The organism is Streptomyces sp. NPDC001663 (assembly GCF_042893105.1).
Taxonomy (GTDB): Bacteria; Actinomycetota; Actinomycetes; order Streptomycetales; family Streptomycetaceae; genus Streptomyces.
On sequence record NZ_JBIAUR010000005.1, the window covers coordinates 474,051 to 493,235 of the forward strand.

Annotated in this window: 18 protein-coding genes; 6 read left to right on the plus strand and 12 right to left on the minus strand. The window is 70.9% G+C overall.

Features of this window, described 5'->3' with window-relative positions; genetic code table 11:
• Positions 1-45 precede the first annotated feature (45 nt).
• The 8 genes from ACFY1L_RS19100 to ACFY1L_RS19135 form a co-directional block, all read right to left on the minus strand.
• Entirely contained in the window at positions 46-1,389 is a 1,344-nt protein-coding gene (locus ACFY1L_RS19100) for an ABC transporter ATP-binding protein (RefSeq protein WP_388825039.1), read from the minus strand.
• A gap of 161 nt (positions 1,390-1,550) precedes the next feature.
• Positions 1,551-2,282, minus strand: a complete 732-nt coding sequence (locus ACFY1L_RS19105; RefSeq protein WP_388825042.1) for a class F sortase — start codon at positions 2,280-2,282, stop codon at positions 1,551-1,553.
• On the minus strand, positions 2,269-2,943 hold the full coding sequence (locus ACFY1L_RS19110) for a hypothetical protein (RefSeq protein ID WP_388825045.1): 675 nt from the start codon (positions 2,941-2,943) through the stop codon (positions 2,269-2,271). Before ACFY1L_RS19110 ends, ACFY1L_RS19105 begins: the two co-directional genes overlap by 14 nt.
• A 102-nt stretch (positions 2,944-3,045) precedes the next feature.
• Entirely contained in the window at positions 3,046-4,290 is a 1,245-nt protein-coding gene (locus ACFY1L_RS19115; RefSeq protein WP_388825048.1) for an MFS transporter, read from the minus strand.
• Positions 4,291-4,312: 22 nt separating this feature from the next.
• Positions 4,313-5,719 (minus strand): CitMHS family transporter, encoded by a 1,407-nt coding sequence (locus tag ACFY1L_RS19120; RefSeq protein WP_388825051.1) that lies wholly within the window; start codon positions 5,717-5,719, stop codon positions 4,313-4,315.
• Positions 5,720-5,853: 134 nt separating this feature from the next.
• The gene (locus ACFY1L_RS19125; RefSeq protein ID WP_388825054.1) at positions 5,854-8,115 is read right to left on the minus strand and encodes a molybdopterin oxidoreductase family protein; all 2,262 of its coding nucleotides are present in this window, start codon (positions 8,113-8,115) and stop codon (positions 5,854-5,856) included.
• A gap of 137 nt (positions 8,116-8,252) precedes the next feature.
• On the minus strand, positions 8,253-8,870 hold the full coding sequence (locus ACFY1L_RS19130; RefSeq protein ID WP_388825057.1) for a TetR family transcriptional regulator: 618 nt from the start codon (positions 8,868-8,870) through the stop codon (positions 8,253-8,255).
• On the minus strand, positions 8,867-9,472 hold the full coding sequence (locus tag ACFY1L_RS19135) for a hypothetical protein (RefSeq protein ID WP_388825059.1): 606 nt from the start codon (positions 9,470-9,472) through the stop codon (positions 8,867-8,869). The genes ACFY1L_RS19130 and ACFY1L_RS19135 overlap by 4 nt, the downstream gene beginning before the upstream one ends.
• Before the next feature lie 161 nt (positions 9,473-9,633).
• Between ACFY1L_RS19135 and hmgA the strand changes: the two genes are divergently transcribed.
• The 3 genes from hmgA to ACFY1L_RS19150 are packed head-to-tail and all read left to right on the plus strand — an operon-like array spanning position 9,634 to position 12,914.
• Positions 9,634-10,950 carry a homogentisate 1,2-dioxygenase gene (gene hmgA, locus ACFY1L_RS19140; RefSeq protein WP_388825062.1) on the plus strand — a complete coding sequence of 439 codons (1,317 nt, stop codon included), beginning with the start codon at positions 9,634-9,636 and terminating at the stop codon, positions 10,948-10,950.
• A 27-nt stretch (positions 10,951-10,977) separates the two neighbouring features.
• On the plus strand, positions 10,978-11,727 hold the full coding sequence (locus ACFY1L_RS19145) for a GntR family transcriptional regulator (protein WP_388825065.1): 750 nt from the start codon (positions 10,978-10,980) through the stop codon (positions 11,725-11,727).
• Between the two features lie 26 nt (positions 11,728-11,753).
• On the plus strand, positions 11,754-12,914 hold the full coding sequence (locus ACFY1L_RS19150; protein ID WP_388825068.1) for a type ISP restriction/modification enzyme: 1,161 nt from the start codon (positions 11,754-11,756) through the stop codon (positions 12,912-12,914).
• On the opposite strand, the gene ACFY1L_RS19155 is transcribed toward ACFY1L_RS19150, so the two are convergent.
• Positions 12,911-13,624, minus strand: coding sequence for a TetR/AcrR family transcriptional regulator (locus ACFY1L_RS19155; protein ID WP_388825071.1), 714 nt, complete (start codon positions 13,622-13,624; stop codon positions 12,911-12,913). The two genes, ACFY1L_RS19150 and ACFY1L_RS19155, sit on opposite strands and share 4 nt — an antisense overlap.
• Positions 13,625-13,687: 63 nt before the next feature.
• Here ACFY1L_RS19155 and ACFY1L_RS19160 point away from each other — a divergent pair, with 63 nt between their 5' ends.
• Both ACFY1L_RS19160 and ACFY1L_RS19165 read left to right on the plus strand, forming a co-directional pair.
• Positions 13,688-14,632 carry an ATP-binding cassette domain-containing protein gene (locus ACFY1L_RS19160; protein WP_388825074.1) on the plus strand — a complete coding sequence of 315 codons (945 nt, stop codon included), beginning with the start codon at positions 13,688-13,690 and terminating at the stop codon, positions 14,630-14,632.
• Positions 14,629-15,411, plus strand: coding sequence for an ABC transporter permease (locus tag ACFY1L_RS19165; protein ID WP_388825076.1), 783 nt, complete (start codon positions 14,629-14,631; stop codon positions 15,409-15,411). Before ACFY1L_RS19160 ends, ACFY1L_RS19165 begins: the two co-directional genes overlap by 4 nt.
• A 199-nt stretch (positions 15,412-15,610) precedes the next feature.
• On the opposite strand, the gene ACFY1L_RS19170 is transcribed toward ACFY1L_RS19165, so the two are convergent.
• The 3 genes from ACFY1L_RS19170 to ACFY1L_RS19180 form a co-directional block, all read right to left on the minus strand.
• Positions 15,611-15,880 carry a hypothetical protein gene (locus ACFY1L_RS19170; RefSeq protein WP_388825079.1) on the minus strand — a complete coding sequence of 90 codons (270 nt, stop codon included), beginning with the start codon at positions 15,878-15,880 and terminating at the stop codon, positions 15,611-15,613.
• 126 nt (positions 15,881-16,006) lie between these two features.
• Positions 16,007-16,825: an anti-sigma factor domain-containing protein gene (locus ACFY1L_RS19175; protein ID WP_388825082.1), complete on the minus strand. Its 819-nt coding sequence runs from the start codon at positions 16,823-16,825 to the stop codon at positions 16,007-16,009.
• Complete coding sequence (locus ACFY1L_RS19180) at positions 16,822-17,364, minus strand: sigma-70 family RNA polymerase sigma factor (RefSeq protein WP_388825085.1); 543 nt, start codon at positions 17,362-17,364, stop codon at positions 16,822-16,824. The genes ACFY1L_RS19175 and ACFY1L_RS19180 overlap by 4 nt, the downstream gene beginning before the upstream one ends.
• 251 nt (positions 17,365-17,615) lie before the next feature.
• Here ACFY1L_RS19180 and ACFY1L_RS19185 point away from each other — a divergent pair, with 251 nt between their 5' ends.
• The gene (locus ACFY1L_RS19185; RefSeq protein WP_388825088.1) at positions 17,616-19,151 is read left to right on the plus strand and encodes a DUF4331 domain-containing protein; all 1,536 of its coding nucleotides are present in this window, start codon (positions 17,616-17,618) and stop codon (positions 19,149-19,151) included.
• Positions 19,152-19,185: the final 34 nt, after the last annotated feature.

Below are 19,185 nucleotides of genomic sequence, written 5' to 3' on the forward strand. Positions count from 1 at the left end.
TAGTTTTCGGACGCCAGCCACCCCCTCGCGGAGAGCTCCTTGCCCCTACTCCCCCAGGTCGGGCAGCCGGTCCGGATGCGGGCAGATCCGTTCGCCGTGCTGGTCGAAGACGAAAAGGTGGGCGATGTCGACGAGCAGCGGCACCTGCATACCGTGACGGATGTCGATGTCGGGAGTCGTGCGGACAACGAGGTCGCCCGGCAGGCGCGGCTCGGCGGACGCGGGTGCGCAGTCCTGGTCCGGCGGGTCGTCCAGGACCACCACCGGGCCGGCGCGCAGGGCCTCCGCCCGCTCGCGCAGGCGCTCGAGGACGTTGGAGCCACCCTCCTTGCGGCGGCGCCGGGACGTCCGGGTGGCGGGGCGCGGGGCCTCCAGGTCCGGTACGACGGCGGGCTTGGAGCCGGTGTTGAAGTGGACGAGGACCTCGTGGCCCTGGAACTCCACGTGCTCCACCAGGCCGGTGAGCGCCACCTCTCCGGGGCGGGCGGAGGCGGGCTTGGCGATGCGGATCGCCTCCGAGCGCAGGCCGACGATCACCTCGCGGCCCTGCTGCACGCGCAGCAACTGGTGGTCCAGGGACAGGGGTTCGGGCAGCCGCAGATACTGCTTGCCGAGGCTGATGGTCATCGCGCCGTCGAGCGGGGCGCGCACCAGGCCGCGCAGCAGGTTGATGCGCGGGGTGCCGATGAAGGCGGCGACGAACACGTTGCGGGGCAGGGCGTACACCATGCGCGGGCTGCCCAGCTGCTGCAGGACGCCGCCGCGCAGGACGGCGACCCGGTCGCCGAGCGACATGGCCTCGGCCTGGTCGTGGGTGACGTAGACCGTGGTGACGCCCAACTCCCGGGTGAGTTTGGATATTTCGGCCCTGAGGTGGTTGCGGAGCTTGGCGTCGAGGTTGGACAGAGGCTCGTCCATCAGGAAGGCGGAGGGGTGGCGGGCGATGGCCCTGCCCATCGCGACGCGCTGGCGTTCGCCGCCGGAGAGCTGGCTGGGGAAGCGGTCGAGGAGGTCCTCGATGCCGAGCATGCGGGCGGTGGCGTCCACGCGTGGGCGCGGGTCCTCGCTGGGGTTCTCGACGCGCAGCGGGAAGCCGATGTTCCCGCGGGTCGTCATGTTCGGGTAGAGGGCGAAGTTCTGGAAGACCATCGCCATGTTCCGCTCGGAAGGGAGCAGTTCGTTGGCTTCCTCACCGTCCAGCAGGAGTCTGCCCTCGGTGATCTCCTCGAGTCCGGCGATCATTCTGAGCACGGTGGACTTGCCGCAGCCGGACGGCCCGAGGAGCACGAGGAACTCGCCGGGCCGGACGTCCAGTGACAGCCGGTCCACCACGCGGACGCCCCGCGTGTAGGTCTTGCTCACGTCGTGCAGAGAGATGGCGCGTGTCATGACAGTGCCCCCGGGGGCTTGCCGGGCGAGCGCTGATGCCCGGCGGTCGAATGGCCCGTGCGGGTCGTACGGGCTGTGAGTCACGGAAGTTAACGGACCGTGCGTACTCGGGGGAAGACACTCGCCGGAATCGGCCCCGGCGTTCCGCGGAGCGAGAAACGTCAGCGGGTCGCGGTCAGGTGGGCGAAGACGACAATGTTGCTGGTGTAGCCGGTTCTGCGGTTGAACAGGCCGCCGCAGGTGATCATCCGAAGCTCCGGGCGTTTGCTCGGCCCGTACACCTCCTTGTCGGGAAATCTGGCCTTGTCGAAGACCCGTACGCGGTCCACGGTGTAGACGGCGGTACGGCCGTCGGCGCGCCGGGCCTCGATGCGGCTGCCGCGGGGGATCTGCGCGAGCGCGGCGAAGACGGCGGCGCCGGTCCTGGTGTCCCGGTGGCCGACGGCGACGGCCGTGCCGGTCTCGCCCGGCGAGGGCCCGTCCTGGTACCAGCCGACGAGGTTGGCCTTGTCGACCGGCGGGGTCCCGAGCTGCCGGTCGGCGCCGACCTTCAGCCCGACGACCGGCGCGTCCACGCCCAGGGACGGTACGCGCAGGTTGGTGGCCGGCGACCGGGGCAGCGGCCGGGGCGCGGGGGTGGGCCTGGGCCTGGCCCTGGCGGTCGGCTCGGAGGCCCGGGGCCGCCCGTCGACGGCCCCGGCGGCCGGGGCGGCGGGTGACTCGGCGGGCGTCTCGGCGAGGACCGGGCCCCGGACCCGGACGGGGAAGTCCGGGCCGTGGTGCCCCCCGCACCGGACGACTGTCACCAGGACGGCGACGAGCAGGGCCGTCCTGGTGAGACGGTAGGCGCGGGTCCGGTACCAGGGCCTGCGTCTGCGCCTACGCGGCACCATCGTTGCGACGACGGAGGCGGACGTACACGACCCCGCCGACCGCGACCAGCCCCACGGCCGCGGCACCGCTCAGCGGCGTGTAGGCCTGCACGGTGTCGACGAGACCGCCGCCGCCGGCGTGAACGCCGCCCCTCGGTCCACCGTCACCGCCCACACCGCCCTGGCGTGAGTGGTCCTCGATCGTGCGGCTCGGGCCCTGCTGTCCCCGGTCGGGGTCGCGCCGGTGGCAGTCGACGGTGAAGACCTTCGCCTTGGGCGTGATGGGGGTCGCGCCCGGCAGGGCCGGTGTGAAGGTCCAGGTGAGCGTGTATCTGCCGTCGGCCAGCCCCAGCACATCGGTGTGTCCGGCACCGCCGGCCAGGGAAATAGTGCCGCTCACGGTGGCGGCGGTCGGCAGCGGCGGCTGCGCCGTGATGGTGTAGGCGACACTCGTCACTTCACCGAAGTTCGCGGCGTCGAGGTAGAACCTGCAGACCGCGGGGTCGTCCTTGGCGACACCGTAGGGCACCCGCTCGTTGTGGATCCTGATGTCGGCACCGTCGCCGGGGGCGGCCACTGCGGCCGGCGTCGCGAGCAAGGAGGCTCCGGCCGCGGTGAGAACGGTGAGGGCCGCGGCGCCGAGACGGGCGCTGAGGGCGGACGGGGGCATCGAGGTCGGCATGGATGTTCCTCCGAGTCAGACGATTTTCATACAAATCGCTCTTTCACCTGACTCTCTTTCACATCCACCCGTGGTCTACCGGGAGCACCACCCGACTCGCCGTCAGATATCGCTCGACCGGCGCAACGCGGTTCCCTCGCGCGGCCCCTGGGGAGCCGGTACGGACGCCGGACCGCGTCCCGGGGGCGCCGAAGCACGCAGCGCGCCGCCCGCCGAGAGCAGCAGCAGCGCCCCGAGCATCAGGAACGGAGCCGCCACTCCCGCGACCCCCGCGACCAGGCCCGCCGCCGCGGGCGCGGCGACCTGGCCGAGGCGGTTGCCGGTCAGCCGCAGGGCGAGGGCGGTGGAGCGCGCGTCGTCGGGGGCGGCCTGGACGACCGTCGTCATGGACAGCGGCTGCCCGACGCCCAGGCAGAAGCCGAGCGCTGCCAGCAGGATCGCCAGCGCCCACACGGGCAGCGGCAGCGCGATCCCGGCGCACAGTACGGCCGCCAGCCCACAGGTCGCGCCGAGCAGCACCGCGCGGCCCAGCAGGCGCAGCAGCGGGGTCAGCACCAGGCGGCAGGCGATGGTGGCCGCCGCGCGCAGGCTGAGCAGCACACCGACGACGGAGGGGGCGATGCCCCGGTGTTCGCCGACCACCGGCAGATAGGCGGTGAGGATGTCGGTGGCGGACAGCACGGAGAGGCTGACGAGCATGCCCGCGGGCACGCCCCGGGCGCGCAGGATGCTGCCGACGGGGACGCGGTCGCCTTGTGCGGTACGGGACTTGACCGCCGTACGGTCCTCGATGCGCCACAGCGACGTGAACGCGACCGCGGCGCCCGCGCCCGCCACCACGAGGGCGAGCGCGCTGGTGCCCGCCATGTCCGGGCCACCGATCAGCGCGCCCGCCGCGATCGGGCCGACGAGCTGGCCGAGCGAGGCGCCGATGGTGAAGTGCCCGAAGTTGCGGTCCTGTTCGTGCGGGGCGGACTGGCGGGCGACCAGGGACTGGGAACCGATCACGAAGCAGAGGTGGCCGAGGCCCATCACACCGCTCCAGATCGCCATCGCCCAGAGGGAGTTCGCGAGGCCGCTCAGGACGCAGCCGCCGGCTATGAGGACGACGCCGAGGGGCAGCAGGGGTGCGCAGCGGCCGTGGTCGGTGCGGCGGCCCAGCGGCACGGCGGCGAAGAGGGGCAGCAGCGCGTACACGCCCGCGATGACACCGACCGCCCGCTCGTCGGCGCCCAGCGCGAGGGCCCGGTAGGAGACCGCGGGCCGGGCCATCGACACCGCCCCCTGCGCGAAGGAGAAGGCGATGACGAGGCGGAGCAGCCAGCCGCGGTTCACACCGGGCCCCATGTGAAAGACCTCCGAGTGCGGGTCAGATGATGCCGAAGAGGATTCCTGCCCCGAGCACCACGAGTGATGTCAGCGCAGCCCACTTGACCACGAACCTGGTGTGGTCGCCGAACTCCACCTTCGCCATGCCGACCAGGACGTACACGGCCGGGACGAGCGGGCTCGACATGTGCAGCGGCTGCCCGATGAGGGAGGCGCGGGCGATCTCCAGGGACGAGACGCCGTGCGCCTGGCCGGCCTCGGCGAGCACCGGGAGGATGCCGAAGTAGAAGCCGTCGTTGGACATGAAGTACGTGAGCGGAATGCTCAGGATGCCGGTGACGAAGGCCATGTGCGGGCCCATGCCGTCGGGGATGTTGTCCACCAGCCACTTGGCCATGTGGTCGACCATGCCGGTGCCCTGCAGGACGCCGGTGAAGACGGCGGCGGCGAAGACCATGCCGGAGACGTTGAGGACGTTCTCGGCGTGCGCGCCGAGGCGGGCCTTCTGGTCGGGCATGTGCGGGAAGTTGACGGTGAGCGCGGTCGCGGCGCCGAGCAGGAACAGCACCGGGATCGGCAGCCACTCCATGATCATGGCGGTGAGCAGGGTGACCGTCAGCAGCGCGTTGAACCAGTACAGCTTGGGGCGCAGGGTGGGGCGGTTGGGGTCGAGGCCCTGGAGGCCCTCGTCCTCCTCCTCGGGAAGGTCGGCGTCGGTGCCGGAGCCGGAGCCGCCGGTGGTGCGCCTGCCGTCCTTGCCGGAGCCGGAGCCGGCGCCCACGAGGACAGTCTCGGTCTCCTTCTCCTCGACCAGCACCTCGTCCAGCGTCAGCACGCCGAGCCGCTTGCGCTCGCGGCGGCCGAGGACGTACGAGAGGGCGATCACGAACACCAGGCCCATGGCGAGCGCCGGGATCATCGGTACGAAGATGTCGCTCGCGTCGAGCTTCAGCGCGGTCGCGGCGCGGGCGGTCGGGCCACCCCACGGCAGGGTGTTCATCACGCCGTTGGCCATGGCGGCGACACCTGTCATCACGACCAGGGACATCTTCAGGCGCTTGTACAGCGGGTACATCGCCGAGACGGTGATCATGAAGGTGGTCGAGCCGTCGCCGTCGAGCGAGACGATCGCGGCGAGCAGCGCGGTGCCGACGACGATGCGGAGCGGGTCGGCCTTGCAGAACTTCAGGATTCCCCGAACGATCGGGTCGAAGAGACCGACGTCGATCATCACACCGAAGTAGACGATCGCGAACATGAGCATCGCCGCGGTGGGGGCGAGGCCGGTGACGCCGTCGATGACGTAGTCGCCGAGCTTGGCGCCCTTACCGACGAAGACGCAGAACAGTGCCGGGATCAGCACGAGCGCCGCGATCGGCGACATCTTCTTCAGCATGATCAGGACCAGGAAGGTCGCGATCATGGCGAAGCCGAGGATGGTCAGCATGAGTGGATACCTAACGTTCGCCCTTGAACATCCCACCGGGGCAGGCGGTGCGATGACGTTAGGTCCGTTCAAACGGCGTTAACAAGACGTTGACGCGTGAGCAATAAGCGCAAAACTGCAGGTCACGGCTTTGCTCAGGTCAGCGGCATGAGCTTTTCGGCCGCGGGGGCGGCTGCGGCCACCTCGACGGGTACTCCGTTGAGGACCGCGTTGCCCGAGAGCGGGTCGAGGAGGCTGCCGTCGAGGAGCTGGTTGACGTTGACTCCGGGGTCGGTGGCGGCGTGGCTCATCCGGGTGCCGGGACGGTCGTGGCCCCAGCCGTGCGGCAGGCTCACCACGCCCGGACGCACACTGTCGGTGACCTCGGCGGGGGCGGTCACCTCTCCGCCGGCGCCCTTCACGCGTACGGCGGCCCCGTCCCGCACCCCGAGCCGCTCGGCGTCCTCGGGGTGGATGTGCAGGGTGCAGCGGTTGGTGCCGCCGGTGAGGGCGGGGACGTTGTGCATCCAGCTGTTGTTGGAGCGCAGATGGCGGCGGCCGACGAGGACGAGTTCGTCGGGGAGCCGGTCCAGCGCCTGCCGCAGCCGCGGCAGATCGTCCGCAATCGGCTGCGGCAGCAGCTCGACCTTGCCGCTCCTGGTCTTCAGGGGCTGGGGCAGGCGGGACTGCAGCGGGCCGAGGTCGATGCCGTGCGGGTGCGCGAGCAGCCGCTCCAGGCTCAGCCCGTCCTCACGTACGCCGAAACCGTCGCCGTAGGGGCCGAGGCGCAGCATCATGTCGAGCCGCCGCTCGGGGCCGGTCGCTCCGGTGAGCCGGGCCGCGAGCTCCTGCGGGTCGCGGCCGTGCACGGGCGAGTGGGGCTCCTTGACCGCCTTGCCGAGGGTCTGGCCGATGACCAGGTCGTCCACGGCGGACGGGTCGGCGCCGTGCATGCCGGTCGCGGCCAGGATCAGCCGGGCGAGGATCTCGGTCTCGGCCATGCGGCCGGGCTCCAGGGGCACGGCGGGGCGGGAGTAGCGGACCTGGTTGCGCACGGCGAGGGTGTTGAAGGCGAAGTCGTGGTGGGCGCTCTGGGAGGGCGGGGGCGGCGGCAGTACGACGTCCGCGTGGCGCGAGGTCTCGTTGAGGTAGGGGTCGACGCTGACCATGAAGTCCAGGGAGTCCAGGGCCTTGTCGAGCCGGTCGCCGTCGGGCGCGGACAGCACGGGGTTGGCGGCGACGGCGACGAGGGCGCGGATCGGCTCGCCCTCCTCGGTCGCGGTGTCGATCTCCTCGGCGAGCGCGGACAGCGGCAACTCCCCCTTGGCCTCGGGGTGTCGGCTGACCCGGGAGTGCCAGCGGGCGAGCTGGAAGCCGTGGCCGGGGCCGGCCGGGCGGGGCGTCCGGTCGGTGGCCGCCTGCGGGAAGAGGGCGCCGCCGGGGCGGTCGAGGTTGCCGGTGAGGATGTTGAGGACGTCGACGAGCCAGCTGCCGAGGGTGCCGTAGGGGACGGTGCAGCTGCCGATACGGCCGTACACGGCGGCCGTTGGGGCGGCGGCGAGTTCGCGGGCGAGGGTGCGGATCGTGCCGGCGTCCACGTCGCAGGCGCCGGCGACGGCTTCAGGGGTGAAGTCCCGTACGGCAGCGCGCAGTTCGTCGAGGCCCTGGAGGTGCGGGGTCAACTCCCCGGTCTCGACGAGGTCTTCCTCGAACAGGGTGTACGCCATCGCGGCGAGGAGCAGTGCGTCGGTGCCGGGGCGGATCGCGAGGTGGCGGTCGGCCAGTTTGGCGGTGCGGGTGCGGCGCGGGTCGATCACGGTGAGGTGGCCGCCGCGCGCCTTGAGGGCCTTGAGCTTGCCGGGGAAGTCGGCGGCGGTGCACAGACTCCCGTTGGACTCGAGGGGGTTGGCGCCGATGAGGAGCAAGTGGTCGGTGTGGTCCAGGTCCGGTACGGGGATCGCGTTCGCGTCGCCGTAGAGCAGTCCGCTGGAGACGTGCTTGGGCATCTGGTCGACCGTGGACGCGGTGAAGATGCTGCGGGTGCCGAGGCCGGCGAGCAGCACCGGCGGGTAGAGGCCGCCGGCGATGGTGTGGACGTTCGGGTTGCCCAGGACGACGCCGACGGAGTTGGGGCCGTACCGCTCGACGACCGGCCGGATCCCGGCGGCGACCGCGTCGAAGGCCTCCTCCCAGGTGGCCTCGCGCAGCTCGCCGTCCTTGCGCACGAGCGGGGTGCGCAGCCGGTCGGGGTCGCCGTCGACGGCCCCGAAGGAGGCACCCTTGGGGCAGATGAACCCCTTGCTGAACACGTCCTCGCGGTCACCGCGGGCGCCGGTGACACGGGTGCCCTCGATGGTGAGGGTCAGCCCGCAGGTGGCCTCGCACAGGGGGCAGATTCGCAGGGCGGTGCGGGACACGGGTCCTCCCGGTGGGCGGCGACGGTGACGCTCGTTGGTGCGACCGAGCATACCGACCGGTATGCACGGACGGGAGGCCCCTCAGGGGGTGAGGTCGGAAATTCGCGAGCCGCCCGCCTCGCCGCCGCCCGGAGGCCTCAGTCCAGTACCCGCGCGAGATACGCCCGCAGCATCTCCCGCGCCTCCTCGATGATCTTCTCGTCGCCCTCCGGAGCCACCCGGAAGGCCAGGTGGACCAGGGTGTCCGCGGTCTCCACGGCGATCAGGAAGGTGCGCCGCAGGTCCTCGTCCGGCTCCCGGTCGAGGTAGCCGGAGAGCAGGTCGGTGAGGCGGTCGGCGACGCGGTGGTTGGGTTCGGCGTCGCGGGCGCCGACCGGGATCTGGTTGCCGAAGTCGACGAGGGAGAAGCCGGGAGCGGTGCGCTTCATGGCCAGGTACTCGTCGAGTACGGCGTCCACCGCCGAGCGCCAGCCGCCGTCGCGGGCCGCCTTCAGCCGCTCGGTGACCTGCTCGGTGAAGCGTTCGAGGTTGCGTTGGGCGAGAGCGTCGGCCATCTGCCTCTTGTTGCCGAAGAAGCGATAGACCGAACCGATGGGGACTCCGGCGCGCAGGGCCACGGCTCGGGTGCTCAGGGCGTCGTAGCCGACCTCGTCGAGGAGGTCGGCACAGGCGTCGAGGATCCTGGTCAGCCGTTCGGCACTGCGTCGCTGCACGGGGGCTCGGCGTAGCGATGTCGCGTGGGGCACGGACTTCATGATGCCGTTCCCGAGCCGTCCGGTGAACCTCGCCCCCCGGTACGGGGACGGCTGCCGGATGCACCCAGTGCGGCCGCGCTGGAGGTGCCGTTCGGTGTGGCCTGCGCCTCCGACGCCGTGATGTCGGCCGTGCTCTCGACCGGCTTGCCCTTCACCGCCCAGGCGGTGCCGTCATCGGCGTACAGACGCGCGGTGACATGGTGCGTGCCACGCGGGACGAGCCGGGCCGGGAGGCGATAGCCGAGACCGCGGAGGCGGGTGACCGGTCGGTCGTCGACGAAGAGGTACGCATAGCCGCGGCCGGCCACCGCCTTCGGCTTCGCGCCCTCGGGCGAGAAGCGGAAGTTGTGGAGGGTCAGCCGTACGTCCCAGGTGTCGTCGGCGTCCGGCTGCACCTCGATGCCGACCTCGGGCGCACCCTTCTTGTCCACCTCGCGCAGATGCCGCCCCTCCTTGTCGGTGTCGTCGAGGAGCTTGCCGACCGGCGAGGCCGACTCCCCGTTCTTCCCCTCGTGCGCATCACTGGAGCCGCAGCCCGCGGATCCGGTCAGCAGCAGGACACAGACCGCGAGCAGGGCAAGTAGTCCCCGCGTCCACGACATGCCCGTGAGGCTAGAACACCGGTCCGACACTTGGATCCCCCTGGAGTCGTGTTCTCGTTCCTCCCTGGTGAGGACGTCCGGTGGCCCCCTTGCGCGCACGAAACCGCAATCCTACGGTGATGCATAGGAATAAGACCGCATCAGTGCGCAAGGGAGCGATCATGAGCGGGGACGCGCGCAAGACGGCCGAGGGGCTGACCTACCTCTCCGGTTTCGGCAACGAGCACACCTCCGAGGCCGTGCCCGGCGCCCTGCCCGAGGGCCGCAACTCGCCGCAGCGCGCCCCTCTCGGGCTGTACGCGGAACAGCTCAGCGGTACGGCGTTCACCGAGCCGCGGGCCCACAACCGCCGCTCCTGGCTCTACCGCATCCGCCCCTCGGCCGCGCACCCGGCGTTCACGCACACCCACAACGGCTGGGTCCGCTCGGCCCCCTTCACGGAGTCCGTCCCGGACCCGAACCGACTGCGCTGGAGCCCCCTGCCGGACCCGACGGAGGGCACCGACTTCCTCGCCGGTCTGTGGACCCTCGGCGGCAACGGCGACGTGACCCAGCGCACCGGCATGGCCGTGCACCTGTATCACGCCAACTCCTCGATGGACCGCGTCTTCAGCGACGCCGACGGCGAGCTGCTGATCGTCCCGGAGCGCGGCGGCCTGCTGCTGCACACGGAGTTCGGGCTGCTGCATGCGGACCCGGGACATGTGGCGCTGATCCCTCGTGGGGTGCGCTTCCGTGTGGAGCTCTTGGACGAGTACGCCCGCGGTTATGTGTGCGAGAACTACGGCGCCCCCTTCCGCCTCCCCGACCTCGGCCCGATCGGCGCCAACGGACTCGCCAACGCCCGCGACTTCCAGGCCCCCGTCGCCGCGTACGAGGACGTCGACGGCCCGGTCGAGGTCGTGAACAAGTTCTGCGGCAACCTCTGGACGGCGACCTACGACCACTCCCCGCTCGACGTCGTCGCCTGGCACGGCAACTACGTGCCGTACGTCTACGACCTGCGCCGCTTCAACGTCATCGGCACCATCTCCTACGACCACCCCGACCCGTCGATCTTCACGGTGCTGACGTCCCCGTCGGACACCCCGGGCCTGGCCGGCGTCGACTTCGTGGTCTTCGCGCCGCGCTGGCTGGTGGGCGAGAACACGTTCCGGCCGCCGTACTTCCACCGGAACGTGATGAGCGAGTACATGGGCCTGATCGAGGGCGCCTACGACGCGAAGGCGGAGGGCTTCGTGCCCGGCGGCGGCTCGCTGCACAACATGATGTCGGCGCACGGACCGGACCGGGAGACGTTCGACAGGGCGAGCGCGGCGGAGCTCAAGCCCCAGAAGGTGGACGACGGGCTGGCGTTCATGTTCGAGACGCGCTGGCCGGTGACGCTCACCGCGCACGCGGCCCAGGTGGAGCACCTGCAACCGCACTACGACGACGTGTGGCGGGGCCTGGAGCGGCATTTCCGCCCGTTGCACTGATCGCGGACGACCGGTACGGATAGGCCCGTGACCTCCTTCGCCCCGGACTCGATCGTCCTGAACCGCAAGCTGCCGCTCTGGTACCAGGTGTCGCAGTCCCTGCGCGCCTCGATACTCGGCCGCTCACCTCAGGACCCGCTGCGGCTGCCCACCGAGGAGCAGCTGGCCGGCCACTACGGGGTGAGCGTGCTGACGATGCGGCAGGCGCTGAAGGAGCTGGAGGACGAGGGGCTGATCACCCGCCACCGCCGCCGGGGCACCTTCATCGAACCCGATGCGAAACGGGGTACCCCGGTCCGGCTGCTCGGCTCGGTGGACGCCATCGTGGCCCAGCAGTCCGGCATGACGACGGAGCTGCTGGACCACGGCAAGACGCCCGTGCCGGCCGAACTCGCCGAGTACTTCCCGGAGATCGACGAGGTGGCCACGTACCACCGACTGCGCAGCGACGAGAAGACGGGCGAGCCGACCAACCACGCCCGCAACTACGTCCGCCCCGAACTGGCCGCCCGTATCGACCCGTCCGACCTGGTGCGCTGGCCGATGACCAAGGTGCTGCGGGACGTCGTACGGGCGGACATCAGCCGCATCACGGACACCGTGGAGGCCCGTCTGGCCGACCCTGAGACGGCACGGCTGCTCCAAGTGCCGCTGCTCAGCCCGATCCTGCACTACACGGGTGTGACCTACGACGGTGCGGGAAGGGTGTTGGACGCGGCGGTGATCCACTACCGGGGCGACCGCTTCTCCTTCACGGTCACTCTGGACGCCACATGACATCACTGTCCGTGCCAAGTCGTACGATGCCCAGCGTGACGCACGACGACGCTCCGCTGCTGGCGGACCTCATGCCGTGGTCCGTCGCACCGCCGCGGCTCGGCCGGGGGTGGCCGACGGGCCCCGACGCCGCATCCCTGAAAGCCCGCTGGGACGCCCTGCTGAAGGCCGAAGGCCCGGACCGCGAGGCCCTGTTCGAGCCGACGCGCTCGCGCAGCCTGCACTCGGCGGTCGGCCAGCTGCCGGGCCAGTCGAGCGGCACGGAGAAGCTGGTCCGGGCGTCGGGCTCCTGCCCCGAGCCGGTACGGGTCCTGCACGCCCCCTTCGACGAGCAGTGGCTGATCCCCGACCACCGCCTGATCGACTCGGCCCGCCCGGAGCTGTGGCGGGTGGCGGACGAGCACCAGATCTTCGTCGTGGAGACCCCCTCGGCCCCGGGCACCCCGCCTCTCCTGGCGACGTCCCACCTCCCGCTCCTGCGCCCCGGCCGCATCCGCCCGCTGTACCGCCGCCCCGGCGGCACGGAACCCAACCTCGCGCCGGGCCTCGTGCAGCACCTGAACTCCCGTCTCGGCCACTCCCCCACCGCGCCGGACGTCCTCGCCTGGACCATGGCGACGGTACGGCCGGACCTGACGGTCCCGCTCACCGAGGACGCCGAACTCTGGGCGCACGGCGTGGAGTTGGGCCGCCGCGTCCTCTGGCTGATGCGCCGCAACGGCGACCGCCCCAAGCTGCCGGGAGGCCGCCGCCCATACGTCCGCGCCCCGCTGCCGTCACGCCCCTTCACGATCGGCTACGACCGCGACGAGGAGACCCTGCTGCTCGACGATGGCCGCATCTCGCCGGTGCCGCCCGAGGCCTGGGACTTCGAGGCGGCGGGCGTCCGGGTCCTGGAGCAGTGGTTCACGGCCCGCACGACAGAGGCCGAGCCGGGAGCCCTGGCGGCGATCCGCCCGGCGACCTGGCCCCAGACGTGGACCTCGGAGCTGCTGGAGCTGATCACGGTCCTGGCCCTGCTGGCGGAACTGCGCCCGCAGCAGGACGAGTTGACGGTGACGGCTCCGGTCACGGCGTCCGAACTGCACAAGGCGGGGGTGCTTCCGGCGCCCGAGGCGGCACGGAAGCCGGCGTCGGTCCTGGACCACCACGAGGAGGGCCCGGAAGGCCAGTTCGCGTTGATCTAGCTCTTCGGATCGAACGCGTCCAGCATCCGGCTCACCATCAACTCGAAGGCTCCCTCGAGATCGATCGGCCCCGAGTCCTCGGTGAACGCCGCAGCCATCCTCGGATAGGCCCCACCGGCCACCTGACTCCCGAGGTAGGCGATCCGCACCGCGTTCTCCTCCTCCGCCGACCATGGCAACGATCGCGTCCGCTCGGCGGCGGCCAGTTCCGTCGCGACGTACGAGGTCACGCATCCGTTCAGCATCCCGACGAGCTGCATCTTCATGCCGTAGCGCGCCTGCAGCGGATCGAGGCAGGCCAGGCAGTGCTCCAGGTAGCGCAGGGCGTTCGGGCTGAAGCCGTAGACCGGCGACATCAGCCGCGTCATCCAGGGGTGCCGGTGCATCAGCGCCCGTGTCTGCTCGGCGACCCGGCGCATGTCGGCCCGCCAGTCCCCCGACGGCTCCCACAGCTCGTGCTCCCCGCTGACCGCGTCCACCATCAGCTCGTACAGGTCCTCCTTGCGGGGGACGTAGTTGTACAGCGACATGGTCCCGCAGCCCAGCTCGGCCGCGACATGCCGCATCGACACCGCATCCAGCCCGCTCGCGTCGGCGATGCGCACCGCCGCCGCCGCGATGTCGGCCCGCGTGTACGCCGGCCTCGGCCCCCGGCCCGCCCGCTCGGGACGCGCCCAGATCACTTCGGGTACAGCCGCTCGGCCCGCCATCGATCATCACCTCGGCCACCATCCTAGTTACGTACAGCGTACGTAGTGCGCTATGGTCGCGTCATGACTTCTACGTACGCTGTACTTAGTGAAGGTCTGGAGAAGAGGTTCGGCGAGGTGCACGCGGTGCGCGGGCTGGATCTCGCGGTGGCCCAGGGCACGGTCTGCGGTGTCCTCGGGCCGAACGGAGCGGGCAAGACGACGGCCGTACGGCTGCTGACGACGCTGCTGCGGCCCGACGCGGGCTCGGCCCGGATCGCGGGCCACGACCTCGTTCGGGACGCGGCAGCCGTACGGCGCTCGATCGGCGTCACCGGGCAGTACGCATCGGTCGACGGCGACCTCACGGGCCGCCAGAACCTGCGGCTGTTCGCACGGCTGCACCGGGTGCGGGCGCCCGGGCGGCGCGCCGACGAGCTCCTCGACCGGTTCGGGCTGACCGAGGCCGCCGGCCGGGCCGCGGCCACGTACTCCGGCGGCATGCGGCGCCGGCTGGACCTGGCGGCGAGTCTGATCCGCCGCCCCGAGGTGCTGTTCCTGGACGAGCCGACGACCGGACTCGACCCGGCCAGCCGCAGTCTGATCTGGGACGCGGTGCGCGAGCTCACGGCCGACGGTACGACGGTGCTGCTGACCACGCAGTACCTGGAGGAGGCCGACCAACTCGCCGACGACATAGCCCTGGTGGACCGCGGCCGGGTGGCTCACACGGGATCGCCGGCGCAGTTCAAGGCGCTCGTCGGGGCGTACGTCGAGGTCGTCGTCGCCGATGCGGACGTGATGGTGAAGGCGGCGGGCGTGCTCGACCAACTCACGGGCGCGCAGCCGTCGTTCGACCACGAGCGGCACGCCGTCGGTGCGGTGACCCGGGACTCGACGCTCACCCTGCCCCGCCTGGTGCGCGAACTCGACGCCGCGGGCGTGCCGTTGCTCGACGCGAGCCTGCGCCCGCCGACACTCGACGAGGCCTTTCTCCGGCTCACCGACCCCAAGGAGGTTTTGGCATGAGCGCGTTGGCGTACGACGGTTTCGCGATGGTGGGCCGCCAGCTGCGGCGGGTCCGGAACAGTCCGGGGCTCGCGATCCTCACCCAGGTCATGCCGATCAACATGCTGCTGTTCTTCGGCTACGTCTTCGGCAGCGCCCTCGCGATGCCGGGCCGCGAGTACCGCTCCTTCCTGGTGCCGGGGCTGCTGGTGGCGACGGCCGCGGGCGGGATCATGACCGGGATGTTCCAGGCCGCGGCCGACTCGCACCGGGGCGTCATGGACCGGTTCCGCACGATGCCGGTGAGCCGGGCCGCCGTGCCGCTCGGACAGGCGGTGGCCGACCTCGTGGTCACGGCGATCGGGACGGTGCCGCTGCTGCTGGTCGGGCTCGCCGTGGGCTGGCGGATCGAGGGGTCCGCGCCCGAAACCCTGGGCGCCGTGGGGCTGTTGCTGCTGTTCCGGTTCGCGTGCACGTCGATCGGGATCTTCCTCGGGCTGCTGACCCGCAGCGAGGACGCGGCCGGGCAGCTCGGCGCCTCGACCTTCATCCTGCCGCTGTTGTCCAACGCCTACATCCCGACCGAGGGGCTCGCGGGCTGGCTGCGCACGATCGCCGAGTGGAATCCGATCAGTGCGGTGACGACGGCCCTGCGGGATCTGTTCGGGAACGCGCCCGTGCCGACGGACGCCGCCTGGCCGGTGGCGCACCCGATCGCCGGGTCACTGATGTGGTGCGCCGTACTGATCGCCGTGTTCCTGCCGCTCGCGGTGCGCAAGTACGCACACGGCGAACGGTGAACGGCTGCTCCCCCGAGGGGAGTTGAGAGCCATCGCTGCCGGGCGGGGACGGGGGCAGGGATGGGAGCGGGTACCCGGGCTCGGGTGTCGCACCTGGACGTCGCTGCAGTGCCGTGGGGATGACGGACGACGAGTACGCAGCGCTGCGCCGGACGGTGCGGTCACCCGAGCTCGGGCTCGCGAGGAGCGCCGGTGTACCTCAGCGTCCGCCGAACAGCGAGCGGCGCAGTCGGCGCAGTGGTGCGAAGAGCAGGACGCGACTGATTCGCGCGCCCCTGGCGCTGCGCTCACGCGGGGTGTCACGTGCGGTCAGCTCACGCATCAGCGATGTCGCCTCGGCCGCCTCCCGCTGCGGGACGGCAGGACCTCCCAGCACCGCGAGATGGCGGTCGAGGCGCGAACTGGTCGCGCTGCTCCCGCAGGTGATCGCAGGGACCCTGGCCCTGCTGCGCACTGTTATCTGTTCCATGTCACTCCCCACCCGTACGAGTCCACCCGGCCCGGGCAGGGTAACCCTATCGCTCCCGTGGGGCACTCGTGTATCGCGGTCACAGGATTCACCTTCCCCGTAAGGGTGTTGACGACTCTTCGTTCGTCACTCTCCGAATCCAACCGATTTCAGGGCGAGTTGGACAACCGGCTGGCTGGTGGGCTGCGGTGAGCCACCGTCGGGCTCGACGGTCACAGCCAGTGATGTAGCGGACTTGTTGAGACCTGTCGCGACCAAGGGCGTGTCGCCACCCTTGAAGAGCCCGAGGGAGCGTGGTTGCGCATCGGGGCGCATGAGCCACAGCTGGTGCACGCGTCCGCCTGTCGGGTCGCCGTATCCGCTGAGGGTGACGACCGCCCGCCCCTCGGATGCGGAGGCGATCGCTCCGATACTTCGGCCCTGGGCGTCCTTGCGTGTGGTCGCGCGCGCGTCGGGAGCTGCGAGAACGTGGGCGATCTCACGTGACTGCGCCTGCGCGGCGTCCAGCTTGTCCTGGGTCTGCCGGGCCTGCACGGCGAAGAGGGAGGCGACGACGAGGGCCGCGGCGGCCGTCGCCGTGGCGAGCGGGACGAAGAAGGGGCGGCGCTCGCGGGGCGCACGGGTGCGCGACGGCGGCGGCTGCGTGCCCCAGACGTGCGGCGGCAGCTGGGGCGTGTGCTCCCGTGCCATCGACGACTCCTGCGGTGTGGCGCGTACGGCGGCCAGCACCCGGTCGCGCATCGCGGCCGGCGGCGGCGCGGCGGTCGACCAGGCCAGCCGGACGGCGTCCTCGGAAAGGGCGCGGACCTCGGCGGCACAGCGGTCGCACTTCTTGAGGTGCTTCTCGAAGCGGAACCGCTCCGCGGGCTCGAGGGCGTCGAGTGCATAGGGGGCCGCGAGCGAGTGCAGATCCTCACGGCGGAACAGTCGGGCGAGGAGACTCATGCGACACCTCCCAGGCACTTGCGCAGCTGGGTGAGTCCATCGCGCATACGGGTCTTGACGGTGCCCAGCGGCAGGGAGAGCCGCTCGGCCACTTCACGGTACGTGTAGCCGTCGTAGTAGGCGAGGGTGACGGACTGGCGCTGCAGGGCGGTGAGGCGCTCCAGGCAGCGGCGTACCCATTCGCGCTCCAGGCCCGCCTCGACCTCCTCGGTGACCTGGTCGAAGGCGGGGTGGTGGGCGCGGCGTGCCTCGCGCTGCTCGCGGTCGACGGCCGCGCGGGCGCTACGCACCCGGTCGACGGCGCGGCGGTGGGCGAGGGTGAGGATCCAGGACAGCGCGCTGCCCCGCCCGGGGTCGAACTTCGCCGCGGACCGCCAGAGTTCGAGCAGCACCTCCTGGGCCACCTCCTCCGACTGCGCCGGATCCCGCACGACGCGTCGGACCAGCCCGAACACCGGGCCTGACACCAGTCCGTACAGCTCCTCGAATGCCTTCTGGTCCCCGCCGGCCACGAGTACCAGAAGCTCGTCCGCCTCCACCCGGTCCCCCTCTCTGCGCCCGCATGGGCCCCGTCCTGTCACACCAGGCATTCGCAACGAACGCACCTCCGGATGGGGTTACGGATCAGCAAGCCCAAAACGCGGGTCCGCGTTCGACGAAACAAGATTGCCGGTTCTGCTGAAACAAGATCCCGCCTTCGCCGTAAACACGTTTGGGATTCGACCAATCCACCCTGCCGACCGCTCCGAATCAGCGTTCGTCAGGCAAGTTGGGACTGAGGACGGACGGCATGACACCTAACTCCAGGAGCGGCACGGGGCGCAGGAGCATCGCGACCCTCATAGCTGGTGCGCTGGCCGCCGGCGGGCTCGCGGCCGCCGGCGTGGCCACGCTGGAACCGGGGGCGGCCTCCGCCTCCAGCCACCGGGAGGCCCCGCTGATCTCGGGGCAGCCCCAGTACGACAACACGGACGTGTACGCCTTCGTGAGCCCGGACAAGCCGGACACGACGACGATCATCGCGAACTGGATCCCCTTCGAGGACCCGGCGGGCGGCCCGAACTTCTACACGTTCGCCGACGACGCCCAGTACGACATCCACATCGACAACAACGGTGACGCGCAGGGCGAGTTGCTGCTGCGCTACACCTTCAAGACGCACACGAAGAACAAGAAGACGTTCCTCTACAACACGGGCGCGGTCACCAGCCTGGACGACCCCGACCTGAACGTCACGCAGTCGTACGACATCGACCTGATCAAGCTGCACAACCAGAAGGTCGTGTCGAAGACGAAGCTCGCCGACAACGTGCCGGTGGCCCCGTCGAACGTCGGCAAGGCGTCGATGCCGGACTACAACACACTGCGCAAGCAGGCCGTCTACAAGCTCGCCAACGGCGCGCAGACGTTCGCCGGCCAGGCCGACGACCCGTTCTTCCTGGACCTGCGCGTCTTCGACCTGCTGTACGGCGGGAACCTCTCCGAGGTCGGCCGGGACACCCTCAAGGGCTACAACGTCAACTCGATCGCCCTGCAGGTCCCGACGGACATGATCACCGAGTCGTCGAAGCAGCCGGTCGTCGGCATCTGGTCGACGACCCAGCGCAAGAACGCCCAGGGCTACTACGAGCAGGTCTCGCGCCTGGGCAACCCGCTGGTCAACGAGGTCGTCAACCCGCTGAAGGACAAGGACAAGTTCAACGCGTCCTCGCCCTGGTACGACGCGCAGTTCCTGAAGAACGTGACCAACCCGGAGCTGCCGAAGCTCATCGAGTCGATCTACAAGATCAAGGCGCCCGCCGAGCCGCGCAACGACCTGGTCGACGTCTTCCTGAAGGGCGTGAAGGGCCTCAACCAGCCGCCGAACGTCCGCCCGGCCGAGGAACTGCGCCTGAACACCTCGATCAAGCCGGCGGCCGACCCCAAGCGGCTCGGTGTCCTCGACGGTGACAACGCGGGCTTCCCGAACGGACGCCGCCTCACCGACGACGTGATCGACGAGGCACTGCAGGTCGTCGAGGGTGAACTGGTCGGTTCCAAGAACGACTTGGGCGACGCGGTCGACAAGAACGACAAGAAGTTCGGCCACTCCTTCCCGTACCTGGCCAACCCGACGGCCGGTTCGCGCGGTGCCACCGCCAAGGGTGTCACCAGCGGCAACGACGTCCGCAACCAGCTGGGCGACGCGCTGCAGCCGGCCGGCTCCTCCAGCGGCATGAGCAACACCGGCCTGATCGCCGCCTCCGCGGGCGGCGGCGCCGCCGGCATCGCCCTGATCGGCGCCGGCCTGATGTGGTGGCGCCGGATGCGGAGCCGGGTGTACTAGGCCGGCTGTGACCGGCGGACCGGGCGGCTTCTTC

What these genes read in the sequence shown, in the direction of transcription:
- ACFY1L_RS19100 (WP_388825039.1), bottom strand. Translation starts at nt 1,389, where the DNA reads ATGACACGCGCCATCTCTCTGCACGACGTGAGCAAGACCTACACGCGG.
- ACFY1L_RS19105 (WP_388825042.1), bottom strand. Translation starts at nt 2,282, where the DNA reads ATGGTGCCGCGTAGGCGCAGACGCAGGCCCTGGTACCGGACCCGCGCC.
- ACFY1L_RS19110 (WP_388825045.1), bottom strand. Translation starts at nt 2,943, where the DNA reads ATGCCGACCTCGATGCCCCCGTCCGCCCTCAGCGCCCGTCTCGGCGCC.
- ACFY1L_RS19115 (WP_388825048.1), bottom strand. Translation starts at nt 4,290, where the DNA reads ATGGGGCCCGGTGTGAACCGCGGCTGGCTGCTCCGCCTCGTCATCGCC.
- ACFY1L_RS19120 (WP_388825051.1), bottom strand. Translation starts at nt 5,719, where the DNA reads ATGCTGACCATCCTCGGCTTCGCCATGATCGCGACCTTCCTGGTCCTG.
- ACFY1L_RS19130 (WP_388825057.1), bottom strand. Translation starts at nt 8,870, where the DNA reads ATGAAGTCCGTGCCCCACGCGACATCGCTACGCCGAGCCCCCGTGCAG.
- ACFY1L_RS19135 (WP_388825059.1), bottom strand. Translation starts at nt 9,472, where the DNA reads ATGTCGTGGACGCGGGGACTACTTGCCCTGCTCGCGGTCTGTGTCCTG.
- hmgA (WP_388825062.1), top strand. Translation starts at nt 9,634, where the DNA reads ATGAGCGGGGACGCGCGCAAGACGGCCGAGGGGCTGACCTACCTCTCC.
- ACFY1L_RS19150 (WP_388825068.1), top strand. Translation starts at nt 11,754, where the DNA reads ATGCCCAGCGTGACGCACGACGACGCTCCGCTGCTGGCGGACCTCATG.
- ACFY1L_RS19155 (WP_388825071.1), bottom strand. Translation starts at nt 13,624, where the DNA reads ATGGCGGGCCGAGCGGCTGTACCCGAAGTGATCTGGGCGCGTCCCGAG.
- ACFY1L_RS19160 (WP_388825074.1), top strand. Translation starts at nt 13,688, where the DNA reads ATGACTTCTACGTACGCTGTACTTAGTGAAGGTCTGGAGAAGAGGTTC.
- ACFY1L_RS19165 (WP_388825076.1), top strand. Translation starts at nt 14,629, where the DNA reads ATGAGCGCGTTGGCGTACGACGGTTTCGCGATGGTGGGCCGCCAGCTG.
- ACFY1L_RS19170 (WP_388825079.1), bottom strand. Translation starts at nt 15,880, where the DNA reads ATGGAACAGATAACAGTGCGCAGCAGGGCCAGGGTCCCTGCGATCACC.
- ACFY1L_RS19175 (WP_388825082.1), bottom strand. Translation starts at nt 16,825, where the DNA reads ATGAGTCTCCTCGCCCGACTGTTCCGCCGTGAGGATCTGCACTCGCTC.
- ACFY1L_RS19185 (WP_388825088.1), top strand. Translation starts at nt 17,616, where the DNA reads ATGACACCTAACTCCAGGAGCGGCACGGGGCGCAGGAGCATCGCGACC.